The 25,357-nt window shown below is 59.0% G+C and carries 32 protein-coding genes; 16 read left to right on the forward strand and 16 right to left on the reverse strand.

Features of this window, described 5'->3' with window-relative positions:
- Nucleotides 1-108: 108 nt before the first annotated feature.
- Nucleotides 109-1,005: a LysR substrate-binding domain-containing protein gene (locus tag QMX91_RS03370; RefSeq protein WP_282412216.1), complete on the reverse strand. Its 897-nt coding sequence runs from the start codon at nucleotides 1,003-1,005 to the stop codon at nucleotides 109-111.
- A gap of 115 nt (nucleotides 1,006-1,120) precedes the next feature.
- Between QMX91_RS03370 and QMX91_RS03375 the strand changes: the two genes are divergently transcribed.
- The 8 genes from QMX91_RS03375 (at nucleotide 1,121) to rpoS (ending at nucleotide 8,340) form a co-directional block, all read left to right on the forward strand.
- Complete coding sequence (locus tag QMX91_RS03375; protein ID WP_027611042.1) at nucleotides 1,121-2,233, forward strand: S-(hydroxymethyl)glutathione dehydrogenase/class III alcohol dehydrogenase; 1,113 nt, start codon at nucleotides 1,121-1,123, stop codon at nucleotides 2,231-2,233.
- A gap of 65 nt (nucleotides 2,234-2,298) precedes the next feature.
- Nucleotides 2,299-3,144: an S-formylglutathione hydrolase gene (gene fghA, locus QMX91_RS03380; RefSeq protein ID WP_134785548.1), complete on the forward strand. Its 846-nt coding sequence runs from the start codon at nucleotides 2,299-2,301 to the stop codon at nucleotides 3,142-3,144.
- Between the two features lie 43 nt (nucleotides 3,145-3,187).
- The gene (ispF, locus tag QMX91_RS03385) at nucleotides 3,188-3,661 is read left to right on the forward strand and encodes a 2-C-methyl-D-erythritol 2,4-cyclodiphosphate synthase (protein WP_007964300.1); all 474 of its coding nucleotides are present in this window, start codon (nucleotides 3,188-3,190) and stop codon (nucleotides 3,659-3,661) included.
- Complete coding sequence (truD, locus tag QMX91_RS03390) at nucleotides 3,658-4,716, forward strand: tRNA pseudouridine(13) synthase TruD (protein WP_098967473.1); 1,059 nt, start codon at nucleotides 3,658-3,660, stop codon at nucleotides 4,714-4,716. The genes ispF and truD overlap by 4 nt, the downstream gene beginning before the upstream one ends.
- A complete protein-coding gene (surE, locus tag QMX91_RS03395) occupies nucleotides 4,704-5,453 on the forward strand; it encodes a 5'/3'-nucleotidase SurE (RefSeq protein WP_047601272.1) in 750 nt (249 codons plus the stop codon). The genes truD and surE overlap by 13 nt, the downstream gene beginning before the upstream one ends.
- Before the next feature lie 41 nt (nucleotides 5,454-5,494).
- Nucleotides 5,495-6,130, forward strand: a complete 636-nt coding sequence (locus tag QMX91_RS03400; protein WP_169841266.1) for a protein-L-isoaspartate(D-aspartate) O-methyltransferase — start codon at nucleotides 5,495-5,497, stop codon at nucleotides 6,128-6,130.
- A 212-nt stretch (nucleotides 6,131-6,342) separates the two neighbouring features.
- Nucleotides 6,343-7,224 (forward strand): peptidoglycan DD-metalloendopeptidase family protein, encoded by an 882-nt coding sequence (locus QMX91_RS03405; RefSeq protein WP_098967475.1) that lies wholly within the window; start codon nucleotides 6,343-6,345, stop codon nucleotides 7,222-7,224.
- A gap of 105 nt (nucleotides 7,225-7,329) precedes the next feature.
- Nucleotides 7,330-8,340 carry an RNA polymerase sigma factor RpoS gene (rpoS, locus tag QMX91_RS03410; protein ID WP_007964304.1) on the forward strand — a complete coding sequence of 337 codons (1,011 nt, stop codon included), beginning with the start codon at nucleotides 7,330-7,332 and terminating at the stop codon, nucleotides 8,338-8,340.
- Nucleotides 8,341-8,952: 612 nt separating this feature from the next.
- Here rpoS and fdxA read toward each other — a convergent pair.
- The 15 genes from fdxA to QMX91_RS03485 all read right to left on the reverse strand — a co-directional run bounded on the left by fdxA (nucleotide 8,953) and on the right by QMX91_RS03485 (nucleotide 19,416).
- Complete coding sequence (gene fdxA, locus QMX91_RS03415) at nucleotides 8,953-9,276, reverse strand: ferredoxin FdxA (protein WP_003222178.1); 324 nt, start codon at nucleotides 9,274-9,276, stop codon at nucleotides 8,953-8,955.
- A 163-nt stretch (nucleotides 9,277-9,439) separates the two neighbouring features.
- Nucleotides 9,440-12,010, reverse strand: a complete 2,571-nt coding sequence (mutS, locus tag QMX91_RS03420) for a DNA mismatch repair protein MutS (protein WP_282412268.1) — start codon at nucleotides 12,008-12,010, stop codon at nucleotides 9,440-9,442.
- Nucleotides 12,011-12,035: 25 nt separating this feature from the next.
- Entirely contained in the window at nucleotides 12,036-13,271 is a 1,236-nt protein-coding gene (locus QMX91_RS03425; RefSeq protein ID WP_282412217.1) for a site-specific integrase, read from the reverse strand.
- Nucleotides 13,272-13,279: 8 nt separating this feature from the next.
- On the reverse strand, nucleotides 13,280-13,477 hold the full coding sequence (locus QMX91_RS03430) for a hypothetical protein (RefSeq protein ID WP_056856218.1): 198 nt from the start codon (nucleotides 13,475-13,477) through the stop codon (nucleotides 13,280-13,282).
- 166 nt (nucleotides 13,478-13,643) lie between these two features.
- Nucleotides 13,644-14,567: a DNA cytosine methyltransferase gene (locus tag QMX91_RS03435; protein ID WP_282412218.1), complete on the reverse strand. Its 924-nt coding sequence runs from the start codon at nucleotides 14,565-14,567 to the stop codon at nucleotides 13,644-13,646.
- Nucleotides 14,564-15,109, reverse strand: coding sequence for a phosphohydrolase (locus QMX91_RS03440; RefSeq protein WP_282412219.1), 546 nt, complete (start codon nucleotides 15,107-15,109; stop codon nucleotides 14,564-14,566). Before QMX91_RS03440 ends, QMX91_RS03435 begins: the two co-directional genes overlap by 4 nt.
- The gene (locus QMX91_RS03445) at nucleotides 15,106-15,531 is read right to left on the reverse strand and encodes a hypothetical protein (RefSeq protein ID WP_282412220.1); all 426 of its coding nucleotides are present in this window, start codon (nucleotides 15,529-15,531) and stop codon (nucleotides 15,106-15,108) included. Before QMX91_RS03445 ends, QMX91_RS03440 begins: the two co-directional genes overlap by 4 nt.
- A 77-nt stretch (nucleotides 15,532-15,608) precedes the next feature.
- The gene (locus QMX91_RS03450) at nucleotides 15,609-16,430 is read right to left on the reverse strand and encodes a DUF2303 family protein (protein ID WP_282412221.1); all 822 of its coding nucleotides are present in this window, start codon (nucleotides 16,428-16,430) and stop codon (nucleotides 15,609-15,611) included.
- Between the two features lie 30 nt (nucleotides 16,431-16,460).
- A complete protein-coding gene (locus QMX91_RS03455) occupies nucleotides 16,461-16,805 on the reverse strand; it encodes a hypothetical protein (RefSeq protein WP_282412222.1) in 345 nt (114 codons plus the stop codon).
- 58 nt (nucleotides 16,806-16,863) lie between these two features.
- On the reverse strand, nucleotides 16,864-17,106 hold the full coding sequence (locus QMX91_RS03460) for a pyocin activator PrtN family protein (protein WP_282412223.1): 243 nt from the start codon (nucleotides 17,104-17,106) through the stop codon (nucleotides 16,864-16,866).
- Complete coding sequence (locus QMX91_RS03465; RefSeq protein WP_282412224.1) at nucleotides 17,103-17,486, reverse strand: hypothetical protein; 384 nt, start codon at nucleotides 17,484-17,486, stop codon at nucleotides 17,103-17,105. The genes QMX91_RS03460 and QMX91_RS03465 overlap by 4 nt, the downstream gene beginning before the upstream one ends.
- A complete protein-coding gene (locus QMX91_RS03470) occupies nucleotides 17,483-17,758 on the reverse strand; it encodes a hypothetical protein (RefSeq protein WP_282412225.1) in 276 nt (91 codons plus the stop codon). The genes QMX91_RS03465 and QMX91_RS03470 overlap by 4 nt, the downstream gene beginning before the upstream one ends.
- A gap of 10 nt (nucleotides 17,759-17,768) precedes the next feature.
- Entirely contained in the window at nucleotides 17,769-18,341 is a 573-nt protein-coding gene (locus tag QMX91_RS03475) for a deoxynucleotide monophosphate kinase (RefSeq protein ID WP_282412226.1), read from the reverse strand.
- Entirely contained in the window at nucleotides 18,338-18,532 is a 195-nt protein-coding gene (locus QMX91_RS03480) for a hypothetical protein (protein ID WP_282412227.1), read from the reverse strand. Before QMX91_RS03480 ends, QMX91_RS03475 begins: the two co-directional genes overlap by 4 nt.
- A 134-nt stretch (nucleotides 18,533-18,666) precedes the next feature.
- The gene (locus QMX91_RS03485; RefSeq protein ID WP_282412269.1) at nucleotides 18,667-19,416 is read right to left on the reverse strand and encodes a helix-turn-helix transcriptional regulator; all 750 of its coding nucleotides are present in this window, start codon (nucleotides 19,414-19,416) and stop codon (nucleotides 18,667-18,669) included.
- Between the two features lie 106 nt (nucleotides 19,417-19,522).
- Here QMX91_RS03485 and QMX91_RS03490 point away from each other — a divergent pair, with 106 nt between their 5' ends.
- From QMX91_RS03490 to QMX91_RS03525, 8 genes are all read left to right on the forward strand, one after another.
- Nucleotides 19,523-19,780, forward strand: coding sequence for a chaperone (locus QMX91_RS03490; RefSeq protein WP_282412228.1), 258 nt, complete (start codon nucleotides 19,523-19,525; stop codon nucleotides 19,778-19,780).
- Nucleotides 19,781-19,920: 140 nt separating this feature from the next.
- Complete coding sequence (locus tag QMX91_RS03495) at nucleotides 19,921-20,409, forward strand: phage regulatory CII family protein (protein ID WP_282412229.1); 489 nt, start codon at nucleotides 19,921-19,923, stop codon at nucleotides 20,407-20,409.
- A complete protein-coding gene (locus tag QMX91_RS03500; protein ID WP_282412230.1) occupies nucleotides 20,402-20,608 on the forward strand; it encodes a TraR/DksA C4-type zinc finger protein in 207 nt (68 codons plus the stop codon). The genes QMX91_RS03495 and QMX91_RS03500 overlap by 8 nt, the downstream gene beginning before the upstream one ends.
- Nucleotides 20,605-23,304: a bifunctional DNA primase/polymerase gene (locus QMX91_RS03505; RefSeq protein WP_282412231.1), complete on the forward strand. Its 2,700-nt coding sequence runs from the start codon at nucleotides 20,605-20,607 to the stop codon at nucleotides 23,302-23,304. The genes QMX91_RS03500 and QMX91_RS03505 overlap by 4 nt, the downstream gene beginning before the upstream one ends.
- Nucleotides 23,305-23,632: 328 nt before the next feature.
- Nucleotides 23,633-24,115, forward strand: coding sequence for a hypothetical protein (locus tag QMX91_RS03510; protein ID WP_282412232.1), 483 nt, complete (start codon nucleotides 23,633-23,635; stop codon nucleotides 24,113-24,115).
- A 189-nt stretch (nucleotides 24,116-24,304) separates the two neighbouring features.
- On the forward strand, nucleotides 24,305-24,658 hold the full coding sequence (locus tag QMX91_RS03515) for a putative holin (RefSeq protein WP_223554861.1): 354 nt from the start codon (nucleotides 24,305-24,307) through the stop codon (nucleotides 24,656-24,658).
- Nucleotides 24,651-24,941, forward strand: coding sequence for a phage holin family protein (locus QMX91_RS03520; RefSeq protein ID WP_282412233.1), 291 nt, complete (start codon nucleotides 24,651-24,653; stop codon nucleotides 24,939-24,941). Before QMX91_RS03515 ends, QMX91_RS03520 begins: the two co-directional genes overlap by 8 nt.
- Nucleotides 24,941-25,309 (forward strand): HNH endonuclease, encoded by a 369-nt coding sequence (locus tag QMX91_RS03525; protein ID WP_282412234.1) that lies wholly within the window; start codon nucleotides 24,941-24,943, stop codon nucleotides 25,307-25,309. The genes QMX91_RS03520 and QMX91_RS03525 overlap by 1 nt, the downstream gene beginning before the upstream one ends.
- The last annotated feature ends 48 nt before the right edge of the window (nucleotides 25,310-25,357 follow it).

A 25,357-nucleotide genomic window follows, 5' to 3' on the forward strand; every position in this document is an offset into this window, starting at 1 on the left:
AGCTCGCTCCCACATTTGATTCGCGCCTGACACCCAATCTGCATCCACTGCGGATCCCCTGTGGGAGCGGGCTTGCTCGCGAAGGCGGTCGCACAGACATCCCATCACTCAGCCCCGATACTCCGGCCGCTCGGCCAATCCTTCCTTCAAGTAATCCACCAGATTGCGCACCTTCGGCGACAAATGCCGCTGCTGTGGATACAACGCCCACACCGCCGTATTCGGCGGCTGATGCGCCTCCAGCAGCGAAATCAGCGCACCACTGTGCAAATGCTCCAGCACGTAATAGTCCGGCAACTGACACAAGCCGACCCCTTGCAGCGCCGCATCCAGCACCGCTTGCCCACTGTTGCAGCGCCAGTTTCCCTGTACGCGCTGGGAAAACTCCCGGCCGTTCTGTTCCAGTTGCCACAGGTCCGAACTGCCGATCAGGCAATTGTGCCGGCTCAGTTCCGACAAGCTGTGTGGGCGGCCATACCGTTCCACGTAGGACGGAGACGCGCACAGGTACATCCGACGCGGCGCCAGGCGGGTGGCGACCAATCGAGAATCCTGCAGGCGACCCAGGCGGATCGCCAGATCCAACCCTTCATGCACCAGGTCGAGTTGGCGGTTACTCAGCTCGATATCAACGCGCAGTTGCGGGTATTGCCCCATGAACCGCGTCACCAACGGCACGATAAACCGCTCGCCATAGGCCACGGCGCAGGTCATGCGCAGCATGCCTTTCGGTTCGCTGGTCAGGTCGCCGACCGCGCGCAGAGCTTCTTCGCGACCGTCCTGCAGGCGCTGACAATGCTGCAGAAAGGTCTGACCGGCTTCGGTCAGGGTCACACGACGGGTGCTGCGGTAGAGCAGGCGCGTCTGTAATCGATCCTCCAGCCGTACGATTTGTCGACTGATGTGTGAGGAAGAAACTCCAAGGCGTTCGGCCGCAGCGGTGAATTGGCTGCATTCGGCGACGGCGACGAACTCGTCGATACCTTCCCAGCGGTTTTCGGACATTTGATTATCCCTGTACAGCAATAATATTTTGCATTTGTCCGGATTATTAATCAGTTGGCGCTGAACTACACTGCCGGTCTGGTTTTTTATTCATTGGATTCACTGGAGAGTCAGCATGATCAAGTCGCGCGCCGCCGTTGCCTTCGAGGCCAAGAAGCCGCTGGAAATCGTAGAAGTCGATGTGGCCATGCCCAAGGCCGGTGAAGTGTTGCTGCGCGTGGTGGCTTCCGGGGTTTGCCACACCGATGCCTACACCCTGTCTGGTGCGGATCCGGAAGGCATCTTCCCGTCGATCCTTGGCCACGAAGGTGGCGCGATCGTTGAAGCCATTGGCGAGGGCGTCACCTCGGTCGCCGTCGGTGACCACGTGATTCCGCTGTACACCCCGGAATGCGGCCAGTGCAAATTCTGCAAGTCGGGCAAGACCAACCTGTGTCAGGCGATTCGCGCTACTCAGGGCAAAGGTCTGATGCCGGACGGCACTTCGCGCTTTTCCTACAAGGGCCAAACGATTTTCCACTACATGGGTACTTCGACGTTCTCGGAATACACGGTACTGCCGGAAATCTCCGTGGCGAAAATCGCCAAGGATGCGCCGCTGGAAAAGGTCTGCCTGCTCGGTTGCGGCGTAACCACCGGTATCGGTGCGGTGATCAACACCGCCAAGGTCAAGCCGGGTGACACTGTGGCGATCTTCGGTCTGGGCGGCATCGGTCTGTCGGCCGTCATCGGTGCAGTGAAGGCCAAGGCCGCGCGGATCATCGCCATCGACATCAACCCGGCCAAGTTCGAGATCGCCAAGCAGTTGGGCGCCACCGATTGCGTCAACCCGAAAGACTTCGATCGTCCGATCCAGGAAGTGATCGTCGACATGACCGACGGCGGCGTCGACTTCTCCTTCGAGTGCATCGGCAATGTGCAGCTGATGCGCGCTGCGCTGGAATGCTGCCACAAGGGCTGGGGCGAATCGGTAATCATCGGTGTCGCCGGTGCCGGTCAGGAAATTTCGACCCGTCCGTTCCAGTTGGTGACCGGTCGCGTCTGGCGTGGTTCGGCATTTGGCGGCGTGCGTGGTCGTACCGAGTTGCCAAGCTACGTTGACATGGCGCAGAGCGGCGAGATCCCGCTCGATACTTTCATTACCCACACCATGGGTCTGGAAGACATCAACAAGGCCTTCGACCTGATGCACGAAGGCAAGAGCATCCGCACCGTCATTCATTTCTGATCAATCGCGACGCCACGGCTACAGGCCTTGAAGGTTTATAGCCGGGGCCGCGTAGGAGTCTTTACATGAGTCTGGAAAACATCTCCTGTCAGAAAAGTTTCGGCGGCTGGCACAAGCGCTATCGCCACCGTTCCGACGTGCTCGGCTGCGACATGGTGTTTGCCGTGTACCTGCCGCCGCAAGCGGAGCAGGGTGGCAAGCTGCCGGTGCTGTACTGGCTGTCCGGTCTGACCTGCACCGACGAGAACTTCATGCAGAAGGCCGGGGCGATGCGCATGGCCGCCGAACTCGGTCTGATCATCGTCGCGCCGGACACCAGTCCGCGCGGCCCGGATGTGCCGGGTGATCCGGATGGCGCCTGGGATTTCGGCCTTGGCGCCGGGTTCTATCTGAATGCCACGCAGGAACCATGGTCGCGGCACTATCGGATGCATGACTATGTCGTGCAGGAATTGCCTGCACTGGTTGAAGCGCATTTCCCGGCGTCGGACAAACGCAGCATCAGCGGCCACTCCATGGGCGGTCACGGTGCGCTGGTCTGCGCGCTGCGCAATCCGGGGCGTTACCAGTCGGTGTCGGCGTTTTCGCCGATCAACAACCCGATGGATTGTCCGTGGGGGCAGAAAGCATTCTCCCGCTATCTGGGCGAAGACCGTTCCAAGTGGAAAGAATGGGATGCCTGCGCGCTGATTGCTGACGCCGACGAGAAACTGCCGTTGCTGGTCGATCAGGGGGATCGCGATGACTTCCTCGCCACGCAGCTCAAACCCGAAGCCCTGCAACAAGCTGCAAAACAAGCGGGTCATCCGCTGACGCTGCGCCTGCAACCGGGCTACGACCACAGCTATTTCTTCATCTCAAGCTTCATTGACGACCACTTGCAGCATCACGCACGCGCCCTGCGCGGTTAATGCAGGTAGAATCACGCCCTGACAAAAATCGGGGCGTTTTTTTATGCGTATTGGCCACGGCTACGATGTTCACCGTTTCGCTGAAGGCGATTTCATTACTCTGGGCGGCGTGCGCATTGCACACAGCTTCGGGCTGCTCGCTCATTCCGACGGTGACGTCCTGCTGCATGCCTTGAGCGATGCCTTGCTCGGCGCGGCCGCGCTGGGCGATATCGGCAAGCACTTTCCGGACACCGACCCGCAATTCAAGGGCGCCGACAGCCGTGTGCTGCTGCGGCATGTGGTCGCGCTGATCCACGCCAAGGGTTGGAAAGTCGGCAACGTCGACAACACCATCGTCGCTCAGGCACCGAAAATGGCCCCGCATATCGAAGCGATGCGCGCGTTGATCGCCGCCGATCTGCAAGTTGAACTGGATCAAGTGAACGTGAAAGCTACCACCACCGAAAAGCTCGGCTTTGTCGGTCGCGAAGAAGGCATCGCCGTGCATTCCGTTGCCTTGTTGCTGCGCGCATGAACGAACTGCAATTGCTTGGCCCGCGGGCCTATGGCGAACCACTCGGCACTGCGGTTCTGAAAGCCATCGCCGAAGATTTTCAGGTCGATGAAGTGCTCGACATCCCGTTCAGCGGCGATGGTGAGCACCTGTGGATCTGGGTCGAAAAACGTGGCCTGAATACCGAAGAAGCAGCGCGCCGAATTGCCAAGGCCGCCGGCGTGCCGTTGCGCACCGTCAGTTATGCCGGGCTCAAGGATCGTCAGGCGTTGACCCGTCAGTGGTTCAGCGTGCAACTGCCGGGCAAGGCTGATCCGGATCTGTCGGCGGCGGAAAACGACACGCTGAAGATCCTTAAAACCACGCGGCACAAGCGCAAGCTGCAACGCGGCGCGCATTCGGCGAACGGCTTCACCTTGCGCCTGACCCAGTTTGCCGGCGACAAGGATGCGATCGAGCAGCGTCTGCAACTCATCGCCAGGCAAGGCATTCCCAATTATTTCGGCGCCCAGCGTTTCGGCCATGACGGCGGTAACGTCGTTGATGCGCGTGCCTGGGCGGCGCGCAAGGCGCTACCGGAGCAGCGCAATGTGCGCTCGCGGCTGCTATCGACGGCGCGCAGTTTTCTGTTCAATCAGGTACTGGCCGCCCGGGTGGCCGATGGCACCTGGCAGCAGGCGCAAGTCGGCGATCTGCTGGCGTTCACCGACAGCCGCAGTTTTTTCCCGGCCGGTGAGGCCGAATGCAGCGATCCGCGCCTGGCGATTCTCGACCTGCACCCGACCGGTCCGCAGTGGGGCGAAGGTGACTCACCGGCCGCCGGCGCTGTCCATGATCTGGAGCAGGGGATTGCCGAGCGTGAGGCGGATCTGCGCGATTGGTTGATCAATGCCGGAATGAGCCACGAACGTCGCATCCTGCGGCTGCCCATTGGCGGGTTGTCGTGGCATTATCCCCAGCCTGACATTCTGCAACTGGAATTCGTCCTCCCGGCCGGATGCTTCGCCACCGTATTGGTGCGCGAACTCGTTGATCTGGTGCCGGTGGGGCAGACGGACAGCCCATGCGTATTCTGATTTCTAACGACGATGGGGTAACCGCACCCGGTCTCGCCGCGCTTTATGCTGCGCTGGCGGATTACACCGAGTGCGTGGTTATCGCCCCGGAGCAGGACAAAAGCGGCGCCAGCAGTTCGCTGACGCTCGACCGTCCGTTGCACCCGCAATACCTGGCCAACGGTTTCATCAGTCTCAACGGTACGCCGACCGACTGCGTGCACCTGGGCCTCAACGGCCTGCTGGAGCGCGAGCCGGACATGGTGGTTTCCGGGATCAATCTCGGTGCCAATCTGGGCGATGACGTGCTGTATTCCGGCACTGTGGCGGCAGCCCTCGAAGGACGCTTTCTCGAGCGCCCTTCGTTTGCGTTCTCGCTGTGCTCACGACAGGTGGACAACCTGGCGACAGCGGCACATTTCGCGCGCAAACTGGTCGAGGCCCACGCCGGGCTGGACCTGCCGCCGCGCACGGTGCTGAACGTGAACATTCCCAATCTGCCGATCGATCATATTCGTGGCATTCAGTTGACCCGTCTGGGCCATCGCGCCCGTGCTGCGGCGCCGATGAAAGTGGTCGACCCGCGTGGCAAGGCCGGCTACTGGATTGCTGCGGCCGGTGATGCCGAAGACGGCGGCCCGGGCACTGACTTTCATGCGGTGATGCAGGGGTATGTGTCGATCACGCCGTTGCAGCTCGATCGCACTTTCAATGATGCCTTCAGAAGTCTCGACGGCTGGCTGGAGGAACTGCGCTGATGGCTCGTGAACACGAAGACAGACTGCGCAGCGGCATCGGCATGACGTCGCAGCGCACCCGTGAACGTCTGATCCAGCGGCTGTATGAAGAAGGCCTGTCCAACGCCAAGGTGCTGGAAGTGATCCGCCGTACGCCGCGTCATCTGTTTGTCGATGAAGCGCTGGCGCACCGCGCGTACGAAGACACCGCACTGCCGATCGGCCACAACCAGACCATCTCCCAGCCTTATATGGTGGCGCGCATGAGCGAGCTGCTGCTGGAGGCGGGGCCGCTGGACAAGGTGCTGGAGATCGGGACCGGTTCGGGATATCAGACAGCCGTGCTGTCGCAACTGGTTGAGCGGGTATTTTCGGTCGAACGCATCAAGGTCCTGCAGGATCGGGCCAAGGAACGCCTGGTCGAGCTTAACTTGCGCAACGTGGTGTTCCGCTGGGGCGATGGCTGGGAAGGCTGGCCGGCGCTGGCGCCTTACAACGGCATTATCGTCACCGCGGTCGCGACCGACGTGCCGCAGGCCTTGCTCGATCAACTGGCACCGGGTGGGCGGATGGTGATTCCGGTCGGCTCGGGGGAAGTGCAGCAACTGATGCTGATCGTGCGTGAAGAACACGGCTTTTCCCGTCACGTATTGGGAGCTGTGCGCTTCGTGCCATTGCTCAATGGCCCGCTGGCCTGAGCATTTATTTGTGGGCGCTGAATTCCTTGCGCTGGCCTGTGTCTTACACCGGCAGTGATGGTTTAAACGCTACGAACTGTCCACGGGCAAACGTGTGCGTGAAGCGTTTTCGCATCTTTAACGGTAAAGCCGGTTCGGCCCGTTATACTTGCGACACTACTTGCCGCGATTCGGCATTCAACATATTTCAGCCACCACAAAGGGAGCGGCGGGTGAGTCTCACAGTCATTGCGCAGCGTATGGGTAACACGAGCTTTCAGCGCCTGGTGACTGGCCTTGTATTGAGCACCTTGCTGGTCGGTTGCTCCAGCACCAAATCGAGCAACGTGCGGGTGGTCGATCGCAACAGCGCGGCGGCCCAGCGTCCGGCCGTCACGACCGGGCAGTATGTAGTCCGTCCGGGCGATACGCTGTTTTCCATCGCTTTTCGCTATGGCTGGGACTACAAAGCCCTCGCGGCCCGCAACAATATTCCTACGCCGTATACGATCCACCCGGGTCAGACAATTCGCTTTGACGGCCGCACCGGTTCAACACCGACAGCGGTGGTGAGCAACGGCAGTTCCGCGCCATCATCGTCGAGCAAAACCACGGTAATCCGGCGCCAGGCGAATGGCACGACGACCACCACCGTGACCGGCTCCGGAGCCGCTGCTGCGGGGGCTGCACCGTCCGTCGCGAACAAATCGACTCCGGCTCCGATGCCTCCACCGGGCCCGGCCCCGACCGGCTGGGGATGGCCATCTAATGGCATTCTGATTGGAAAATTCTCTTCAAACGGTAGTTTGAATAAAGGAATTGATATCGCCGGAGATTTGGGACAGCCTGTTTTAGCTGCGTCTGATGGGACGGTGGTTTACGCCGGGAGTGGCTTAAGGGGCTACGGCGAATTAGTCATCATCAAACACAGCGAAACCTACGTCAGTGCCTACGGACATAACCGCAGGCTGTTGGTTCGGGAGGGGCAGCAGGTCAAGGTCGGACAGACAATTGCCGAAATGGGGTCCACGGGTACAGACCGGGTGAAACTGCATTTTGAGATTCGCCGCCAAGGTAAACCTGTAGATCCGCTGCAGTTCCTGCCCAAACGTTGATTTGAGGCCAGCCTGTTCCGTCGCGTAGAGGGGACAGGCTCCAGCGCTGCCAAGGATAAAGGCGTCGCTTGAGCTTGGGGTCGAACTCACCAAAGGACTATAACAATGGCTCTCAGTAAAGAAGTGCCGGAGTTTGACATCGACGATGAGGTTCTCCTTATGGAGGCCGGCATCGATTCGGAATCTTCGATGTCGAATGATGAAGGGGCTGCTCCACCTTCCGTTCGTTCCAAATCCAGACAATCCGCTTCACTTAAACAACACAAGTACATCGACTACACTCGGGCACTCGATGCCACGCAGCTGTATCTCAACGAAATCGGCTTTTCACCACTGCTCTCCCCGGAGGAAGAAGTTCATTTTGCGCGTCTGTCGCAAAGTGGCGACCCTGCCGGGCGCAAGCGCATGATTGAAAGTAACCTGCGGCTGGTCGTGAAGATCGCCCGGCGTTACGTCAATCGGGGGCTGTCGCTGCTGGATCTGATCGAAGAGGGTAATCTCGGCCTGATCCGCGCAGTGGAAAAGTTCGATCCCGAGCGTGGCTTCCGCTTCTCGACCTACGCGACCTGGTGGATCCGTCAGACCATCGAGCGCGCGATCATGAATCAGACCCGGACCATCCGGTTGCCGATCCATGTGGTCAAGGAGCTCAACGTGTACCTGCGGGCGGCACGGGAGCTGACGCAAAAGCTCGATCACGAACCCTCACCCGAAGAAATCGCCAACCTGCTGGAAAAACCGGTGGGCGAGGTCAAGCGCATGCTCGGCCTGAACGAGCGGGTTTCTTCGGTCGACGTCTCGCTGGGTCCGGATTCGGATAAAACCCTGCTGGACACCCTGACGGATGACCGTCCGACCGATCCATGTGAACTGCTGCAGGATGACGACCTGTCGCAGAGCATCGATCAATGGCTCTCGGAACTGACCGACAAGCAGCGCGAGGTGGTCGTACGCCGCTTCGGCCTGCGCGGCCATGAGAGCAGCACGCTGGAAGACGTAGGCCTGGAGATCGGCCTGACCCGGGAACGGGTGCGGCAGATCCAGGTGGAAGGCCTCAAGCGCCTTCGCGAAATCCTCGAGAAGAATGGCCTGTCGAGCGAGTCGCTGTTTCAGTAAGCGCCTCACACGCCTGCCGCAAGAAGCCCCGACTGGTTCGGGGCTTTTTTATTGCTCGGATATTGGCTGATGACTGTCTGTGGCGAGGGAGCTTGCTCCCGCCGGGTTGCGCAGCAACCCTAAAGGTTCATGAGCGCTGCGCACTCAAGCGGGAGCAAGCTCCCTCGCCACAAAGTTCATTGCCGGACAAATGGTCAGCATTTCCATCGTTTGTAGTCTCGCGGTGTAAGCCTTGGCTTACTCTTTCGTAAGCGTTCCCCATTTTTGCAGGACGGTAGACGTCGACTTCTGCCGAGAGTCGTGTTTAACCAATTGATTTATATGTTTATTTTTTAATATGAAGTGCTTATTACAGCGACTTTCACCCTGCGGGGCCGATTGCTCTCGGCAGGGAACTCTCTAGTATCAGCACTGTGTCGACGGACAGACACGCCCTTCAAGGAAGAGGGGAATGGACATCGCAGGACGCGATTCATCAGGACGATGTAAAGGAATACAGGGAATAGGGAAAAAATGTGGGCGGGTCAAACCGCCCCTTTTTTTGCCTGTAGAAAAGTAAAATCCGAAAAAGCAAAAAGGCCCGCAAGGGGCCTTTTGGTAACGCGCGACAGATCAGCGTTCGAGGTCTTTGATCTTGCCTTTGACGCCATCCCACTCTTCGGCATCCGGCAGCGATTCTTTCTTCTCGGTGATGTTCGGCCAGATTTCAGCCAATTCAACGTTCAGTTGAATGAACTCCTGCATATCCTCCGGAACTTCGTCCTCAGAGAAAATCGCGACGGCCGGGCATTCCGGTTCGCACAGGGCGCAGTCGATGCACTCGTCCGGGTGAATCACCAGGAAGTTCGGGCCTTCGTAAAAGCAGTCCACCGGACAGACTTCTACGCAGTCGGTGTACTTGCACTTGATGCAGTTGTCGGTGACGACGAAGGTCATTTCTAATTTTCTCCTCAGGCGGCGGCAGCGTAGCCCCTTCACGGTTGGGGTCGCCAGGTTCGGGAGCGATGTCTGCCAGCCAGGCTATTAGCCAGCAGCATCCCAAACCGCGCGAGATTCTAACAGCTTGAAGCCGTTTGCGTTATATCCGGTTCTTCGCTGCTTAGATCCGGTTCTTAAGTGCATATAACAATTCGAGCGCTCGACGCGGGGTCAGGTCATCGAGATCCACTTTCGCCAACTCATCGAGCACTGGGTGCGGCAGGCTGGCAAACATGTCGCTCTGCTGCGGGACCGCCGGTTTGCCTTTGACGGCAGGCTTGGGCGCTTCATGCGGCAAAGCGGTGTCTTCCAGTCGGCTCAGGTGCTCCCGGGCACGCACGATCACTTCACTCGGCACGCCGGCCAGTTGCGCCACCGCCAGGCCGTAGCTCTGGCTGGCAGGCCCCGGCAACACGTGGTGCAGGAATACGATGCGCTCGTTGTGCTCAGTGGCGTTGAGGTGCACGTTGGCCACCAGCGGCTCGGCTTCCGGCAACACGGTCAGTTCGAAATAGTGCGTGGCAAATAGAGTATAGGCACGCAGATGCGCCAGACGCTCAGCCGCTGCCCATGCCAGGGACAGACCGTCGAAGGTGCTGGTGCCGCGACCGACTTCGTCCATCAGCACCAGGCTGCGCTCGGTGGCATTGTGCAGAATGTTGGCGGTTTCACTCATCTCGACCATGAAGGTCGAACGGCCGCCGGCCAGGTCGTCGCTGGAGCCGATCCGGGTGAAGATCCGGTCCACCAGCGACAGTTCGCAACTGGCCGCCGGCACGAAGCTGCCGATATGCGCCAACAGTACGATCAACGCGGTCTGGCGCATGTAGGTGGATTTACCACCCATGTTCGGGCCGGTGATCACCAGCATCCGGGTGTTGTCATCCAGGCTCAGGTCGTTGGCCACGAACGGCGTGGTCAGCACCTGCTCGACCACCGGGTGACGGCCCTGGGTGATGCGCATGCACGGCTCGCTGACGAAGCGCGGGCAGTTCAGATCAAGGTTCAGCGCACGCTCGGCAAGGTTGCTCAGCACGTCCAGCTCGGCCAATGCGCCGGCAGTGTCCTGCAGCGGTGGCAACTGGCTGATCAGGTCTTCCAGCAGCGCCTCGTAGAGCATTTTCTCGCGAGCGAGGGCACGGCTCTTGGCCGAGAGCGCTTTGTCTTCAAATTCTTTCAGCTCGGGCGTGATGAAACGCTCGGCGCCCTTGAGGGTTTGACGACGGATGTAATCGGCTGGAGCCGATTCGGCTTGCTTGCTCGGCAGTTCGATGAAGTAGCCGTGAATGCGGTTGTAGCCGACTTTCAGGTTGGCCAGACCGGTGCGGGCCTTTTCCCGGGCTTCGAGGTCGATGAGGAACTGGCCGGCGTTTTCGCTCAGCGATTGAAGCTCGTCGAGTTCGCTGTCGTAACCGGTTTTCAGCACGCCGCCGTCGCGGATCACTGCTGGCGGGTTGTCGATGATGGCTTTTTCCAGCAGCGCCGCCAGTTCCGGGTAGGTGCTGGTGGTGGTCGCCAGGCGTTGCAGGTGCGGTGCTTCGAGGTCGGTCATCGCCACTTGCAGTTGCGGCAGGGCACCGAGGGCATCGCGCAGGCGAGCGAGGTCACGGGGACGCGCATTGCGCAGGCCGATACGCGCGAGAATCCGCTCGATGTCGCCGATTTCCTTGAGCTGCGGCTGCAGCTTTTCGAAGCGATAGCCGTCGAGCAAACAAGTGATCGAGGTCTGGCGCGCCAGCAGCACGGTCAGATCGCGCAGCGGACGGTTCAGCCAACGGGTCAGCAAGCGGCTGCCCATGGCGGTCTGGCAGCGATCAACCACCGATTGCAGGGTGTTGTCGCGACCACCAGCCAGGTTAGTGTCGAGTTCGAGGTTGCGGCGGCTCGCGCCGTCGAGCACCACGGTGTCGTCCAGACGCTCATGGCGCAGGCTGCGCAGATGGGGCAGGGCGGTGCGCTGGGTTTCCTTGGCGTAGGCCAGCAGGCAACCGGCGGCGCCGATGGCCAGGGTCAGGGTTTCACAACCGAAGCCTTTCAGGTCTTGTGTGGAAAACTGCTGGCAGAGACTTTTCAGCGCCGAATCACGCTCGAAATCCCACGGCGCACGACGACGCACACCACGGCGCTTTTCCGCCGGCAGGTCTTTCGGCCAATCGTCCGGGATCAGCAGTTCCACCGGGTTGACTCGCTCCAGCTCCGCCAGCAGGTTTTCCCAGCCCTTGATCTCGAGCACAGTGAAGTTGCCGCTGGTGATGTCCAGCACTGCCAGACCGAACAGGCGCTCGTCGCCTAGCACGGCGGCAATCAGGTTGTCGCGGCGTTCATCGAGCAGCGCTTCGTCGCTGACCGTGCCCGGGGTAATGATCCGTACCACCTGACGTTCTACCGGGCCCTTGCTGGTGGCCGGATCGCCGACCTGCTCGCAGATCACCACCGACTCACCGAGCTTGACCAGTTTCGCCAGGTAACCTTCCGCCGCGTGGTAAGGAATCCCGCACATCGGGATCGCTTGCCCCGCCGACTGGCCGCGCGCGGTCAGAGTGATGTCGAGCAACTTGGCCGCCTTCTTCGCGTCTTCATAGAAGATCTCGTAGAAGTCGCCCATGCGATAGAACATCAGCTGATCCGGGTGCTGGTTCTTCAGACGCCAGTACTGCTGCATCATCGGGGTGTGACTGGATAAATCTGAAATTGCTTTATTCATCAGTGGCTTAGCGTTATTCGTTCAAAAGTGTGGGGCAAAAATGGGGCTTTTTGGTTTGCTTTTGAATGCCTGACCAGATGTGTAGAAGCTCGGTCGGCGACTCGTCGTCCATCCACTTGGCATACACCTCGACCAGCATGGTGAAGTCCTTGTGGCCCATTTGCTTTGCAATGAACGCAAGGTTACCACGGGCAGTCAGGCACCAGCAGGCGTAGGTGTGCCGAGTCTGGTACGGCCGGCGTGGGCGAATCCCTGAACGCTTTTGGATGGCTGCCCACTTAGTGTTCCACGATGTGGGGATAAACCAGTGGTTGATGATTTTCTTCCGGGCTTGCGTTGTTGGGGACAGCAGCGGGGTGACTGTTTCAACGCGGCTTTCGTGGCGGTTCATGTACACCTCTATCTCACGCGGTGCGTGGTCGGCCACCAACCCCATCAGAATTTTGCAGGCCTCGACAGCTGGCGGCATCAGAAGTACGGCGCGCGGTTTGCCGGTCTTGGGTACTTTGAACGTGCCGTCCGCAGTGATGGCCCGGGTGATGTTGATCTGTCCCGCGACCAGGTCGATGTCTTCGACAGCCAGCGCGCACATCTCTCCCGGGCGAAGGCCGGTGTAGACCGCAAGTGTGATTGCGGCTGAGTCCTGCGGGTGGAGGCATCCTTTGGCGAGCAACTGTTCAAACTCGCCCTTTGTCAGCGGATCTGGTTCGCGTCCGATCATTGCGAATCGTATGCAGGCGGTGGACAGGCCTTTGCGGCAGTAGCTGTTGTTCTCGCACCAGGCCAGGAAGCCGGCGAACGTAGCCAGGTAATGGTTCGCGGTCGAAGGTGCCCGGGTGGCGATCAGTTGCGTTCTAAGCAGTTGGATATCTTCAGGCAAAAGGATGCCTGCCAACCGATCTGGCCCCAATAGTTCGGTGCAGATATCCAGCGCGTAACCGTATTTCTCTTCGGTCATCGGGGTAATGTCGACGGCTTTCAGCGGTTTGTAGCGGGCCATCAGCGCGGCCAAGCGTTCGTCCTTTACGTTGCTGTAGTTGGTCGCGTTCTTCGAGTTGGGGAAGTGGCGCGTGTAATCGAAGTGCCCTGTTTTGATCTCATGAATGATTGCCGCCCTGAGTAGGGCGGCATGTTTGATGTTGGCTTTGGTAACTGGAAGGCCGAGGGATTCGCGGCAGCGGACTCGCCGCCACATGAACACGACGCGAATGTTGCCGCCGTGTAACTCGATCCCTTTGTGTTTGGCCAACTCGGCTTCTAGGCCGCTTCCTGCGGTGCGCTCTCGGCCCACTTGTCGTACTCCGTCATGTTAATTGCGATGCGGCCGTCTGGCGTTTTGCGCCAGATGCGGCCCTGTGCCCAGGTTCCGTTCTTCACTTTGTGGCGAATGGCGTCTTCGCTATAGCCGGTGAGTTCGGATGCGCGGTTGATCATTACCCAGCGTGGAAGGCTCATTTTTGTTGCTCCCCTGCACGGCGCGCGATGCCCTCGGCCTGGCGCTGCTTGCTGCATTGTTGGTGGTTGCCGTGTGCCCGCGACTTGTCGCATTTGTCGCAGATGGTTTGGAGGTCTAGGGGCGGCATTTGCCCGCGGCGTATGCGGACTGTTCGGCGAAGGGCTGTCATGCGGCCTCCTTGAGGGCTTGGATAATCCGCTTCCCTGCCAGAGGTGGAACCGCGTTCCCCGCCATGTGCACGGTCAGTCGATGGCTGTCCGGCCGGAGAGTGCTGCCCGGAAACGTCTGAGCGGCCAGGACTTCGTCTGCGGTGATCATCCGCATCTTGTCCCCATCGACTACCGCCCACCGATCGCGGGTTGTGATTGTGCCGATCGGTCGGTCAAGACTGCGGCCGGTAAGTCCAGATCCGGAGCCGTAGTAGGGCATCAGGAACCGCTCCCCAAATTTTTCGCGGCCGTTTTTTACCCGAGTCAACGTTGATTCAGCGCGGCCGGGTTTTTCTATTGATGACCAGTTGCCAGAGTCGAAGTCGATAAACGAGCTGGCCGGCACATGCTCGTAGCGTGGAAGCTGGAGGTGCAGAGGTGCTTTGCTTTTGGTAGCAATCATGAACAGTCTGACGCGGTGCTGTGGCACGCCTAGGTCCGCGCAGTCAACGATATGGGGGGCGAGCTGGTAGCCGAGCGCTTTCATCGCCTGGGCCCAGGCAGGGTAAAGCGTCCAGCTCATAAACTCGGGAACATTCTCGATCACCCAGGCTTCTTGTCGACGGCTTTCTGCACAGTCCACAACTGCCCAGGCGGTCGAACGTGAGTCGTCGTGTTCCGGATTGTCCGCACCTTTGCCTCGGGCTCTGGTATGGCCTTGGCAGCAAGGCGCGGCCAGACCGAGGTCGTGTTTCGGCATGTCGGCCCATCGCGCCTGCCTCAAGTCCTGGCATGCGTGTTGTGCATTTGGGTGGTTGGCGCTGTGCCAATGGACAGCCTCCGGCCAATGGTTCGCGGCGTACACGACGGATACGCCCGCATCCGTGGCGCCTTGGGTCAAGCCCCCGAGGCCGGCAAATAGGTCAATGGCTTCGATCATGCCGTCATACCCCGACGGTGATCGCTTTGCATCAGCTCCATCAGGCGGCTGAAGTACTGCATGCTTGCGACTTGGGCAGGCAGCGGGGTGATTCGCTCGGGCATTGCCGGGATGCCCTTCAGGCATTGCCATTCGCCGGGGTGGTGAGGCATCAGGTCGCGGCGCTCGGTCGCAAGGGCCACCATGTCGGCGCGGAGGACGCTGTCTGGCAGGCCTAGGGGAATGTTGAATCGGTCGCAGATGGCGTGCCACACCCGTTGCTCGACATCGCGGTATTCGGGCATCAGCGCTTTGAGCGGTCGTGTCATGTCGCCGAGGTATGCCTCGGTGGCGTCGTGGATCAGAGCCGATAGCTGGTGCTTTGTCGGCACCAGGTCACACACGATTAAGCTGTGTTGGGCAACGCTGTAGTGCTCGCGTGTGTGGCCGTTGAATCTGCACAGGTTGGCCAAGGCGTGGGCGATATCGCGAGGGCTGATCATAGCTGCGGTAGGGTTGAGCAGATTGAACTGGATGCCGCTGTGGGTGAGGATCCAGCTCATGCTGCACCTCGCCCGACAGTCCATTCCGGCCGGTTGAAATCTGCCGTCAGCTTGGACGCCATTCCAAGTGTTGTTAGGGCTCGGTCCGCGAGCTGTTTGATTTGGACTTGCTGGGCATTTGCTTTTGCGCTTACTGGCTCGGTACCAGGGAATGCCTTCCACGTTTCCTGTGCGAGGCGAAGGCTATCTGCCGTGTTGAGAAGCAAATGGGCATCCTCGCGGGATAAGAAGGTTCCGAACGACAAAGTCTGACGATACAGCCCGAGGTAGCGTTGCTTAGCCTCGTTGAGATCGGTTTGATACTGCTTGAGATCGCTATGGCGAAGGCGATTGACTCGCTTCATCGCTTTGAGGAAGTAGAAGGATGTCAGCGCCCAGCCGGCCAGCAGGCCAAAAAGGATGATGTAGGTTTCATTTTGCATGTGCTGTGTACCTCAGTAGAGCCCGCCGCCGGGATCGTTGGTGAGAGGACGGCGGCGGGGTGTTGCTTCGGGTTTAGTTACCGGGTTGCTTCGTACAGAGGTACTTCGTTGATCGCGCCTTTGATCTTCGTGCGAACCGCGTTGTAGGCCTCTTCCAGTACTTTCTCTGGGCGCACCAGCTCGAACCACATTTGCAGGCGACTATCGACAATCCGGTAGCGGAAGCGAGCAGGGACGCAGAAGGCGTCACCACCGAGGAAAGGTTTAACCCCGATGAAAAACTGTTCGGGGATGTTGAGCTGCCCTGTTTCGCCGGCGCGGCCGTCGATCTCTTCGTTGTAGGTCAGCTGAACCTGGCCGTTGTCGAGGCGAGTGCCTTGGCGAAATGAAATGTTCTTCTTCGCTTCCAGTGTTCTGCTGATCTCCAGCATGTCGGCGGCGCTTGGTGCTGTCGGGGTGTCGTCTGGTGCGACGATGTCTTTCACGTTCTCTTCGACGAACTCGGCGAAGGTAGCCTGGTCCATGCGCTTGCGATCGCCAGCTTTCCAGCGGCCCCACTCGACAGTGATGGGGCAGCAGTACGTTGCAGTGTGATCACTCCAGGCAGGCAGATCGGGCTGGTGGTAATCGATCACTGCCGAGAAGGTGCGACCTTCGGGGCCGTTGCAGAACACAGCAGTCGCTGTGGTAGCAAAACGGTTTACGTAGGCAATGAAGCTGTCGGCATCAAGCACAGTAATCTTCTGGCGGACGCGCGTTGGTGCGTGTTGCAGATGTTCCAGCGATTTGATGTCGACGCCATCGGGAATCAGGGCAAATGGCGCGGCCAGATCATCATGGTCAATCGGTTTGCCCAGGGCTTGAGCTAGGGTCACAAGATGTTGAATTGCTTGCTGCATTGGATGTGCTCCATTTTTTGGTGAGAGGCTTTACTGCGAAACGTTGCGGAGGCTTGCGGGGTTCTCTTCTTCAATCACGGGGCGGAGCTGCAAATCTTGCTGGCGTGGGTCGCGACGGGTGAGGTTGCCTTCAGGTGTCAGGAAGAACAGGGAAGTACCGCGGGACAGAACCGGTTCTTTCACCTTGACGTCGGCCTTGATGTTCATCTGGCCGCGCCCGTCAGGCTTGTAGTTCAGTTCGATCACCAGCTTGCCGGCTTTGCCGGACAGACGAATGGCGTCGATGAGGCTGTACTGGGCCTCGCTCAGTTCATCGAGAAGGCCGCCGGCCTCGATGTCCCGTAGCGTGTCGATGAAGGGGCGTGCTTTGCTCATGTGCTGTGCCTCATTGAGTGCGAGTTGTTTGCCCCTGAACGGCAGGGGCGCCGTTGGTTCAGGCCGCTTCCTTCGTTGCTTGGGCATCGAGGAAGTCGGCCAGGTCGTGCAGATAAACCACCCGTTGAGCGCGAGCCGATCCGTGCAGGCGCTTCACGACCAGCGCAATGCGGCCTGCCTTGATTTCGGTCAGCAGGTAACGGTCGGTCCGGATGTGTGTGAAGTACTGTTCGCGTACCGCCGACAAGGTCGGGCATGGCGTGGCGAACTGGCGGCGAAGTTGATCGAGTGTGTTACTCACGCTGCGTCCTCCCCGTGCCCCTCCAATCGGGGCACCAACTTCAGGCGAATCATTTCGGCGAGGCCTTCTTTGCTTTTGCCTATGGCGGCGGCGCATATCTGGCCTTTTTCGTCAGCGACCACGGCGCCGAATGGATGCTCGGGTGAATTGGTTGGGGTGACGTAAGCGACTTGGCCTTCTTGGATCACGCCGTTAACGCAGCGGAAAACTTCGGCCAGTTCCAGCGTGCGGCAAGGAATGCTGGCCAGCAGGTCAATGGCTTCGCTCGCTGCGCCAATGAGCGTGGCGCGGCTGACCACACCCGGGCTGTCCAGATAGATTGGGATCAGTCGCAGGGCGCCGAGAGCTTGGGTGTATGCATTGAAGTAATTGGTTTTCATGCTGCGGCGTCCTTGTTCGTGATGGTGATTCCCAGCTTCTTAGCCAGCCAATCAACCCCTTCCTCTTTCACCATGACTACGGCGTAGTGCCGGTATTTGTTGATGGAAGGGATCAAGGTGCTGCGTGGGTCCGAGTACAGGTAGCCACGTTCACGGTGCTGGCTGGCAAGGTCGCCGCTGGTGTTCAAAATGCCGAGCTCCCGCAACCTGGTGCGGAAGGCGCGGGGTTTGAGGCCGAGCACTGCGGCGGTTTCGTCCAGGGTGCGGTTCATGGCGCTGTCCTCAGGCTGCGTCGCTATCGACGCGGGCGGTCAAGGCGGTGAAGAGCTCGTCGAGCTGGCCAAAAAGGTTGTCGAGTGCGCCGTCGTTGTGCAGCACCAGGTCGTTGTCCTGAATGCCAATGCCCGATTCGCTGACGTGTGGGTTCACCTCTGTTGCATCAGGACGGACGACGTGGACAACGATCCCGCCGCGCTGGCGAACAAAGTCGGCTTCGTTCTCGAATCGCAGATCGCTGATCACGAAACCGGTCGCGGTGTCATGGGTCTGCCCGAGGAATTCGAGGTTCTGCTCAGCCAGCAGCAGCCAGAGTTCTGGGTGAACCAGGTTGCGGCCCCATTCAGTCCCTAATGACTGCATCAGTTCGCGCGCCGAGCGGCCGAGCCAGCCAATGGGCTGCTCTTTGCGGGCGCCGTCGAAGTCGCATGGGCTCAGGTTGAAGATGTTCATCAGTCCTTCGCGTAACGGATCTGCGAATGCGTAAGCCTGAAAGCCGTGAACGTTCACTAGGTGAGTGGCGGCGGTGCTTTTGCCGGTGCGTGCGCGGCCGGCGAGACCGATCAAAAGTTGCTTCATGCTGCGTCACCTCCCCATGGGGAAGTGTCTTTGGCGTCGATCAGCTGGGCTGTGCGGGTCTTGCAACGTGCATTGGTGATGACCAACAGTCCGGTGGTTTGCTGAATGGCGATCACTGCTGCACGGCTGGTGGCGGCCGCTGGATGCAGATAGACGGGGCAGCGGGTATTGCTGTGCTGTGTGGTTTGCATGGCTCGTACTCTTTGGTGAGAGGGGTACGAGAACAAGACTACAATTCAATTTGTATTTAGGTCAACAGGCAAATTTGTATTTGATTTGAGGCCGAAAAAAAACCCGCTCAAGGCGGGCTTCAATTTGTTTGTTTTCAGCGTAGAACGGAGTACCAGAACACCCGGCCGATGATGACTATCGACTCCGAGTGGATTCTTTCCAGTGTGTATTCCTCGTCGGGGTACTCGTCTCTATTGAAGCTGCGCATCCTGATCCCGCCGAGTGGTAGGCGATAGAGCATTTTTACGCGGAGCTCGTCATTGTGGCTAAGCGCGTAAATATCCCCGTCCTTAAATTCCTTTTTCCCCTGGTCAACGCCGACGGTGCTGCCGTTTGGAAGTACTGGTTCCATGCTGTTGCCTGAGACGGTGACGCAGACGGCATTGTCCGGTTCGACCCCTTGCCTGCGTAGGGTGATCTTTCCAAATCTCAGCTTGGACCTTACGTGGTCGTGCGTTACAGCCCTGCCATTTCCTGCCGAAAGCTGTACTTCCTTGAGCAATGGAACCTCGATTTCATCGTCATCCAGTGGGGTCTCGTCATCCCACACTTCAATTGGGCCGAGCATGACCGCCTCAGGGACGGTTGATTTTTTTTGATCGCCGGTCAGGGCGGCCACTTCTTCAATCGAGATGCCGAGCACCTGAGCGATCTGGATAGAGAAGCGGGTATTTTTGGTGTCGCCCGCCTCGAATGCTGCGTACGTCTGCTGACTGAACGTTTCTTCGGGACCCAAGAGTGCTCTCACTTTTTCGGCGAGTGCGACCTGGCTGAGCTTTAGTTTTTTGCGGCGTGCCTTGAACAAGGCTGCTACGGCCGACGGATTCTTGGAGGCTTTAGTCATCCCTGAATAATACAAATGATTTTGTACTCCATCCAACACGCTAATTTGTTGCGTAAATACAAATTTAGCTGTAATTTCTGTTTGTACTTTCTGCTCTGAGGTCCCCATGAACCACTCTGATGAGATGCGCTTAGCGCTGGTTGAAGCTGTCGAGGCGGCCAAAGGTCAGGTCGCCTTCGCGCAGGTCATGTCGAGCCCGGGACGTGTGGTTTCGCAGCAGATCGTCTCGTATTGGCTGAAGCGGGGATATTTGCCCGCGGAGCTTGTGGTGCGGGCCGAGTTGATGACCGGTGTTTCTCGGTTTCGACTTCGACCTGATGTTTTCTGTGTGCCGCAAGACCTTCAGGAATCAAAGGCTGCTTAATTAAGGTGCCGAGCTGGGGCCTCTCACCAAAGATCCCCCAGCTCAGCTACGACGACACACAGCACATGCACATCGGTCGTGGTTGTAGGATAGGGTTAACCCTGGACTATGGCTACACCGTAAACAGGGGATTTACGGTTATGAGTCGCACAGATCTTTTGCCGGACGCTGGTCCGGTTCTTCCTCTACGTCAGGCGATCTATCGCGCTGGTCGTGACTTCAAGGGCGGAATCACCGCCCTTGCCTTTGAGATGGTGTTGGATAACGACACCCTTCAAAAGAAACTTAAGCTCGACGAAGAGCGCCGCTGGCTGAACCCTGATGAGCTTGAAGATGTGATCAGGTTGACTGCTGACCCGCGCTTGCTTGACGCGTTGATGCGTCCGGCGGGTGCGGTCTGGTATCGCCCGGTACCGGTACCGGCAACGCGTGATGCTCTTAAAGCTGTAGGCAAGTTGCTCGGCGAGACCGGTGAGTTTGTGGCTGCGATGCACGATGGTGCTGCCGACAATATCTGGGAGCTTCACGAAGTCTTGGACCTCGAAAAGCAGGGCATGGACGTTATCCGCGAAATCCTCGGCATCATGGCGGGTGCTCGTCAGGCGATGGAGGACCGCGTCAATGGCTGACGATATCGATCGCGCCAACGACCAGGCGCAATACCTGCTCGACGTTGCCCTTCATCGCAGTCGTCGCGTGCCATCGAGCCGTGTCAGTGCTCAGTTCTGCGAGGATTGTGACGATCCTATCCCGTTGCTTCGACAGCAGACGATTGAGGGTTGCGAGACCTGCGTCCACTGTCAGGGGTTGCGGGAGGCTCGGCGATGAGTGAACCGGCCAAAGGAATAGCCATCGCCACGTGGGCAAAGCGTTACATCAACACCTTCGGTCTTGCCTTGGTCGCCATTGAACCTGGTGAAAAGGCGCCGAAAGGCATTGGCTGGAACAAGCCGGGCGGGTTCATCACCGACCCTGCGGCAGCCGAAGCATTCTGGCAAAGAAATCCGAACCACAATCTGGGCGTCGTGCTCGGGCCGAGTCGCGTCTGCTCGTTGGATGTTGACGATGTGCAGTGGACGCGCCACGTGCTTTACGAGCTGTTGGGCGTGGATCTGGATGCCATGGCTGTCGTGTATCCGACCATCGTTGGTAACCCCCTGCGGTTTCGAGTTTTGTTCAAGTTGCCGGACGGCATTGAGCTGACCCGGCATTCTCTTTCCTGGCCAAATGAAAAGGACCCGGATGGCTCGATTCACAAAGGCCTGATGGACACGGCGAAGGCCGCGAAAGAGCAGGGCGATGTCGCCGGCGAGGCTGCTGCCCGCGCCGAAGCTGAAGAGTACAAACGTTTCACGGTGTTTGAACTTCGTGCCGGCCTGGTGCAGGACGTGTTCCCGCCGTCGATTCATCCTGGTACCGGCAAGCCTTACATCTGGAAAACCCCGCCCAACGGCACGGACGGTTTGCCAACGCTGACCAACGATCTGCTGGCCATCTGGCAAAACTGGGACATCTTCAAGCGCGATGCTGAAGCAGCATGCCCCTGGGCAATTAAACCCGCAGCTCCGGCGCCGAAGGCCGTCAAGCGCTCGGCGCCGGCGGCGGGTAAGTCGCCATCGGTGATTGACGAGTTCAATCGCTGTCACGACGTTGAAGAGTTGCTGCGGGCCAACGCGTATATCAAGCGGGGCAGCAAGTGGTTGTATCCACAAAGCAGCACCGGCCTACCGGGTGTGACAATCAGCGAGGGCAAGGTTTACTCGCACCATGGGGCCGATCCGCTCGCGAATGGTCATCAGAACGATGCCTTTGAGGTGTTCTGTTTGCTCGAGCACGGCGGTGATCAGTCGAAGGCGGTGAAGGATGCTGCGCGCATGCTGGGTATGCAGCATTCAACGCGGCCTGATCCGCGGGATCTTCCCCCGACCCCATCTGATGACCTGAACGAGCCGAGCTCGGGGGTGACCGCAGACAGCGAGGCCGCTCCGGCTCCTGATGGGGGTGCGGGGGACGTGTTGACGCTTGAGCACATCCTTCGGCGATTTGCATTGGTGGAAGGCACAACCCACGTGTGGGACTTCGACCAATCGCGAGTTATGAAAAAGTCCGCATTCGAAGCTCGGGTCGGTAAGCCATTGGCCAAACAGTGGTTAGAGGACACCGAGCGTCGCAAGCTGATTTCGGATGACCATGTCCGTGATATCGAGCAGTCGCGGCGAATGGCGGGCAAAAAGGGCGGCGCCTTCGGTATGCCTCCGACAGAGCGTTACGTGTACATCGACGGCACTAAAGACGTATGGGACAGAGAGAAGAAGCGGCGTGTTGCAGAGGGTGCAGTGAAGATGGCCCTGGGCGACACGTACCCATTGTGGTTGAACAGCAGTGAGCGGCGGGTGGTCGATGTTGACCACATTGTGTTTGACCCGACGATGACCAAAGACCCGAGCATCTACATCAACACGTTCGATGGTCTGCCGCTTGAGCCGGTCAATGATGATGAAGCCTGCGCAAACCTGCGCTGGCTGATTTCGTTCCTGTGCAACCACGATGAGGACGCAGCGCGTTGGTTGACGCGGTGGATGGCATACCCGCTTCAGCACCTCGGCGCCAAGATGGACACGGCTGTTTTGATGCATTCCATCATGGAAGGCTCCGGTAAAAGCCTGCTGTTCGCTGATGCATTGGGGATGCTTTACGGTCAGTACGCGGCCACGGTTGGGCAGACGCAGCTCGAAAGTAACTTCAACGCCTGGCAAAGCCGAAAGCTCTGGTCGGTGTTTGAAGAGGTTGTCAGTCGTGACCAGCGTTACAACCAGGTGGGCAAGATCAAGCATTTGATCACCGGCAAGACGGTGCGCATGGAATCGAAGTTCATCAATGGCTGGGAAGAGGCCAACCATATGAATGCGGTGTTCCTAAGCAACGAGATCATGCCGTGGCCCATCAGCGAGAGTGATCGGCGGATGTTGGTGATGTGGCCCGAACAGACCCTGCCCGAAGTCCGGCAGAAAGCTATCGGCCATGAGTTGAAAAATGGCGGGGTTGCGGCGCTCTACGGCTGGTTGTTGTCGGTTGACCTTGGTGACTTTGACGAGCGCACTCGGCCACCGAGCACGGCGGCACGTGAACGACTGGTGGCTTTGAGTCGGGCTGGGTGGCAAACGTTCCTGAACCTCTGGAAGTTCGGCGAGCTGGGTCGCGATTTGTGGGGTGTGTGCCTTTCGACTGACCTCTATTCGCTATTTCTTGAGTGGTGTCACCGCAACAAAGAGCACGTGATGAGCCAGACCAAGTTCTCGTTGTTCCTCGGCTCTGAAGTCGATAAGACCCGCTCTATCCCCTGGACTGAAGGTAGTAACAGGCGGTTTGGCGCGTTCTTCTTCCCTAATGATCCTGACGCTTCCCAGCCCCCATCATTGAAGGCGGCCGATCTGGGCAAGACAGTCTGCAACTGGCGCGCACAGGCGAAGTTGGCTGGGTGGAACGTGGACAACTGGGAACACGTCAAGGCGGCTGCAGCATGAGTGCGCATAAAAGTGTGTTGGGTGTGTCGGGCGTGTGTTGGGTTGGTTTTTGGAACCCCACACAATTTCGGGCCTTGAATTACGCGGGTTTGCGGCTGCTGTGCGGGGTGTGTTGGGTTTGGTGTCGCGCACGCGCATGCATGACGTTATTTGAACCGAAAGTAAGGGTAAGAAAATTTTCTTATGCGAGGACAGATAAACCCAACAAACCCAACACACTCAACTCAAAGCTAATAAAGGTATTGATTTTAAAGAGATTTATTTGTGTTGGGTTTGTGTTGGGTTGTGGTTTTTTTGTGTCGGGTTCGGTTTTTCGGGGGGAAGGGCGATGATCGAAGAAATGGAAGTACTGTTGAAGCACTGGGGCGAGCAATGCCGGGGCAATGGTGAGGCCGGCGGGATGGGCAGTCCGATGGCAACGATCATGGAGTGGGGCGGCTGCGCACCTCGCGGCACACCCGGCTCTCGGATCATCCTTGGTGCAGGAGCTGGTCCAGATGCGGTTGCTCAAGAAATCGGTGCAGCTCTGTCAGAGATCGCTCGACAGGACGAGCGGGGTGAGCGGTTGCAGCGGTTGGCAGGCGTGCGGTATGGCGATGATCCGGCGCCGACCTGGCTGATGCAAATGCATCTGTTGGGTCTAGCGTCCAGCGCGAAACAGACTTACTACGACCAGGTGCACGATCTGCATCAGCGACTGGTGCAGGTGCTGACTGATCGCGCCGAGGCGCGCAAGTGGCTTGCCACTGGTCGGGGCGGAATGCCTCAAAGTCTCCTCAAGGTTGCGTCAAAGTTGCGTCGAGTTGGTTAACCGAAAATGCCCTCTTTTCGGTTCCGTACTGAGGGGGTAAAAAGTCACCACGATATGGAATTTGCGCCTTGGCGCTGACCTCGCACGTGCTGTGCAGCTTCACCCGGCCCTCCCTGAGCCGGTCACCTAACCCCGCTTCGGCGGGGTTTTTATTTTCGGCCCGATGGGTGTCTGCAATGGAGAATCAGCATGAGCGAGCCGGCAACTATTGTCGTGGCCGGTGGTGTGGGATTGGCTGCTACTGGCCTGCTAGCGGGCGTTGACATGCTCGCAGTGATCGGCGCGCTGGCTGGCTCGTTGGTCTTCTTCACCACGACCGAGGAATTGCCCGTATGGAAGCGCGTTCTGTTCCTGCTCGTTTCTTTCGTGATGGGTTACATGTTCGCCCCTGGCATGGCCGAGGTTGAGATGTTCGGCACCAGGCCATTCAAGTACACCGGGCCAGCGGCGTTCGGTGCTTCGGTTGTGGTTGTCACCGTTGCACTGGCCGTCATCAAGCGGCGCGGCCTCATTGCTGAACAGCAAGGGAGGCAGGATGGATAGTCAACTATTGCAGCAGGTCCTCACGCAGGTGACGTTCTGGTTGTGTGTCGCGTTGTTCGTTCGACTGTTCACGTTCAAGCGGCAAGGTGCTCGGTTCCGTCGGAACATGAGTTGCCTCGCTTGGCTGGTGATGGTCGCGGCTGGCTCTGCTGCGGGGTACATCGGCAAAGGGCAGTTGGTCATGCCGCATAACTCTTGGCCGTTGGTGGTCCTGCTCGCGGTGTTCGTTGGGTCTGTCTGCAAAAGCTCGGGCAACCTGGCACGTGTATGGAAGATGGGCTGATGAGCAAGGTTTCGGATGACCGACGTGGCAGTAGTACCGAGCGTGGTTATGGGTACAAGTGGCAGAAGTCTCGCGATGGCCACCTGCGTCAGCATCCCTATTGCACCATGTGTTCGACAGATCAACGGCCAGTGGCAGCGACCATCGTTGACCACAAGATCGCGCCGAAGCTGAAGGACGCCAAGGATAGTGGCGATCCGGTGCGTATCAAGGCCGCATGGAAGCTGTTCTGGAACCCGAAGAACTGGGCGAGCCTGTGCAAGTTCTGCCATGACTCGACCAAGCAGCGGCTGGAGAAGAGTGGTCGGCTCCCTGGCTGCGGTGCAGATGGCCGTCCCGCCGACCCGGGCCACCACTGGAACCGGTGACCAGCTGCCATCGGCGCACCAAAAAATGGCACAACCCCGAGGGTAGGG

Origin of the sequence: Pseudomonas sp. PS01299 (assembly GCF_029960145.1) — a bacterium.
Classification (GTDB): Bacteria; Pseudomonadota; Gammaproteobacteria; order Pseudomonadales; family Pseudomonadaceae; genus Aquipseudomonas; species Aquipseudomonas putida_A.

What these genes read in the sequence shown, in the direction of transcription:
- QMX91_RS03435 (WP_282412218.1), bottom strand. Translation starts at nt 14,567, where the DNA reads ATGATCGAAGCCATTGACCTATTTGCCGGCCTCGGGGGCTTGACCCAA.
- QMX91_RS03475 (WP_282412226.1), bottom strand. Translation starts at nt 18,341, where the DNA reads ATGAAGCAACTTTTGATCGGTCTCGCCGGCCGCGCACGCACCGGCAAA.
- QMX91_RS03495 (WP_282412229.1), top strand. Translation starts at nt 19,921, where the DNA reads ATGAGTCGCACAGATCTTTTGCCGGACGCTGGTCCGGTTCTTCCTCTA.
- QMX91_RS03500 (WP_282412230.1), top strand. Translation starts at nt 20,402, where the DNA reads ATGGCTGACGATATCGATCGCGCCAACGACCAGGCGCAATACCTGCTC.
- fdxA (WP_003222178.1), bottom strand. Translation starts at nt 9,276, where the DNA reads ATGACCTTCGTCGTCACCGACAACTGCATCAAGTGCAAGTACACCGAC.
- surE (WP_047601272.1), top strand. Translation starts at nt 4,704, where the DNA reads ATGCGTATTCTGATTTCTAACGACGATGGGGTAACCGCACCCGGTCTC.
- QMX91_RS03445 (WP_282412220.1), bottom strand. Translation starts at nt 15,531, where the DNA reads ATGCAAAATGAAACCTACATCATCCTTTTTGGCCTGCTGGCCGGCTGG.
- QMX91_RS03470 (WP_282412225.1), bottom strand. Translation starts at nt 17,758, where the DNA reads ATGAACCGCACCCTGGACGAAACCGCCGCAGTGCTCGGCCTCAAACCC.
- QMX91_RS03465 (WP_282412224.1), bottom strand. Translation starts at nt 17,486, where the DNA reads ATGAAAACCAATTACTTCAATGCATACACCCAAGCTCTCGGCGCCCTG.
- QMX91_RS03485 (WP_282412269.1), bottom strand. Translation starts at nt 19,416, where the DNA reads ATGACTAAAGCCTCCAAGAATCCGTCGGCCGTAGCAGCCTTGTTCAAG.
- QMX91_RS03455 (WP_282412222.1), bottom strand. Translation starts at nt 16,805, where the DNA reads ATGAGCAAAGCACGCCCCTTCATCGACACGCTACGGGACATCGAGGCC.
- QMX91_RS03430 (WP_056856218.1), bottom strand. Translation starts at nt 13,477, where the DNA reads ATGAGCCTTCCACGCTGGGTAATGATCAACCGCGCATCCGAACTCACC.
- QMX91_RS03375 (WP_027611042.1), top strand. Translation starts at nt 1,121, where the DNA reads ATGATCAAGTCGCGCGCCGCCGTTGCCTTCGAGGCCAAGAAGCCGCTG.
- QMX91_RS03525 (WP_282412234.1), top strand. Translation starts at nt 24,941, where the DNA reads ATGAGCAAGGTTTCGGATGACCGACGTGGCAGTAGTACCGAGCGTGGT.
- QMX91_RS03480 (WP_282412227.1), bottom strand. Translation starts at nt 18,532, where the DNA reads ATGCAAACCACACAGCACAGCAATACCCGCTGCCCCGTCTATCTGCAT.
- QMX91_RS03370 (WP_282412216.1), bottom strand. Translation starts at nt 1,005, where the DNA reads ATGTCCGAAAACCGCTGGGAAGGTATCGACGAGTTCGTCGCCGTCGCC.
- rpoS (WP_007964304.1), top strand. Translation starts at nt 7,330, where the DNA reads ATGGCTCTCAGTAAAGAAGTGCCGGAGTTTGACATCGACGATGAGGTT.
- truD (WP_098967473.1), top strand. Translation starts at nt 3,658, where the DNA reads ATGAACGAACTGCAATTGCTTGGCCCGCGGGCCTATGGCGAACCACTC.
- QMX91_RS03450 (WP_282412221.1), bottom strand. Translation starts at nt 16,430, where the DNA reads ATGCAGCAAGCAATTCAACATCTTGTGACCCTAGCTCAAGCCCTGGGC.
- QMX91_RS03505 (WP_282412231.1), top strand. Translation starts at nt 20,605, where the DNA reads ATGAGTGAACCGGCCAAAGGAATAGCCATCGCCACGTGGGCAAAGCGT.
- QMX91_RS03520 (WP_282412233.1), top strand. Translation starts at nt 24,651, where the DNA reads ATGGATAGTCAACTATTGCAGCAGGTCCTCACGCAGGTGACGTTCTGG.
- ispF (WP_007964300.1), top strand. Translation starts at nt 3,188, where the DNA reads ATGCGTATTGGCCACGGCTACGATGTTCACCGTTTCGCTGAAGGCGAT.
- QMX91_RS03510 (WP_282412232.1), top strand. Translation starts at nt 23,633, where the DNA reads ATGATCGAAGAAATGGAAGTACTGTTGAAGCACTGGGGCGAGCAATGC.
- QMX91_RS03400 (WP_169841266.1), top strand. Translation starts at nt 5,495, where the DNA reads ATGACGTCGCAGCGCACCCGTGAACGTCTGATCCAGCGGCTGTATGAA.
- QMX91_RS03490 (WP_282412228.1), top strand. Translation starts at nt 19,523, where the DNA reads ATGAACCACTCTGATGAGATGCGCTTAGCGCTGGTTGAAGCTGTCGAG.
- QMX91_RS03515 (WP_223554861.1), top strand. Translation starts at nt 24,305, where the DNA reads ATGAGCGAGCCGGCAACTATTGTCGTGGCCGGTGGTGTGGGATTGGCT.
- QMX91_RS03440 (WP_282412219.1), bottom strand. Translation starts at nt 15,109, where the DNA reads ATGAGCTGGATCCTCACCCACAGCGGCATCCAGTTCAATCTGCTCAAC.
- fghA (WP_134785548.1), top strand. Translation starts at nt 2,299, where the DNA reads ATGAGTCTGGAAAACATCTCCTGTCAGAAAAGTTTCGGCGGCTGGCAC.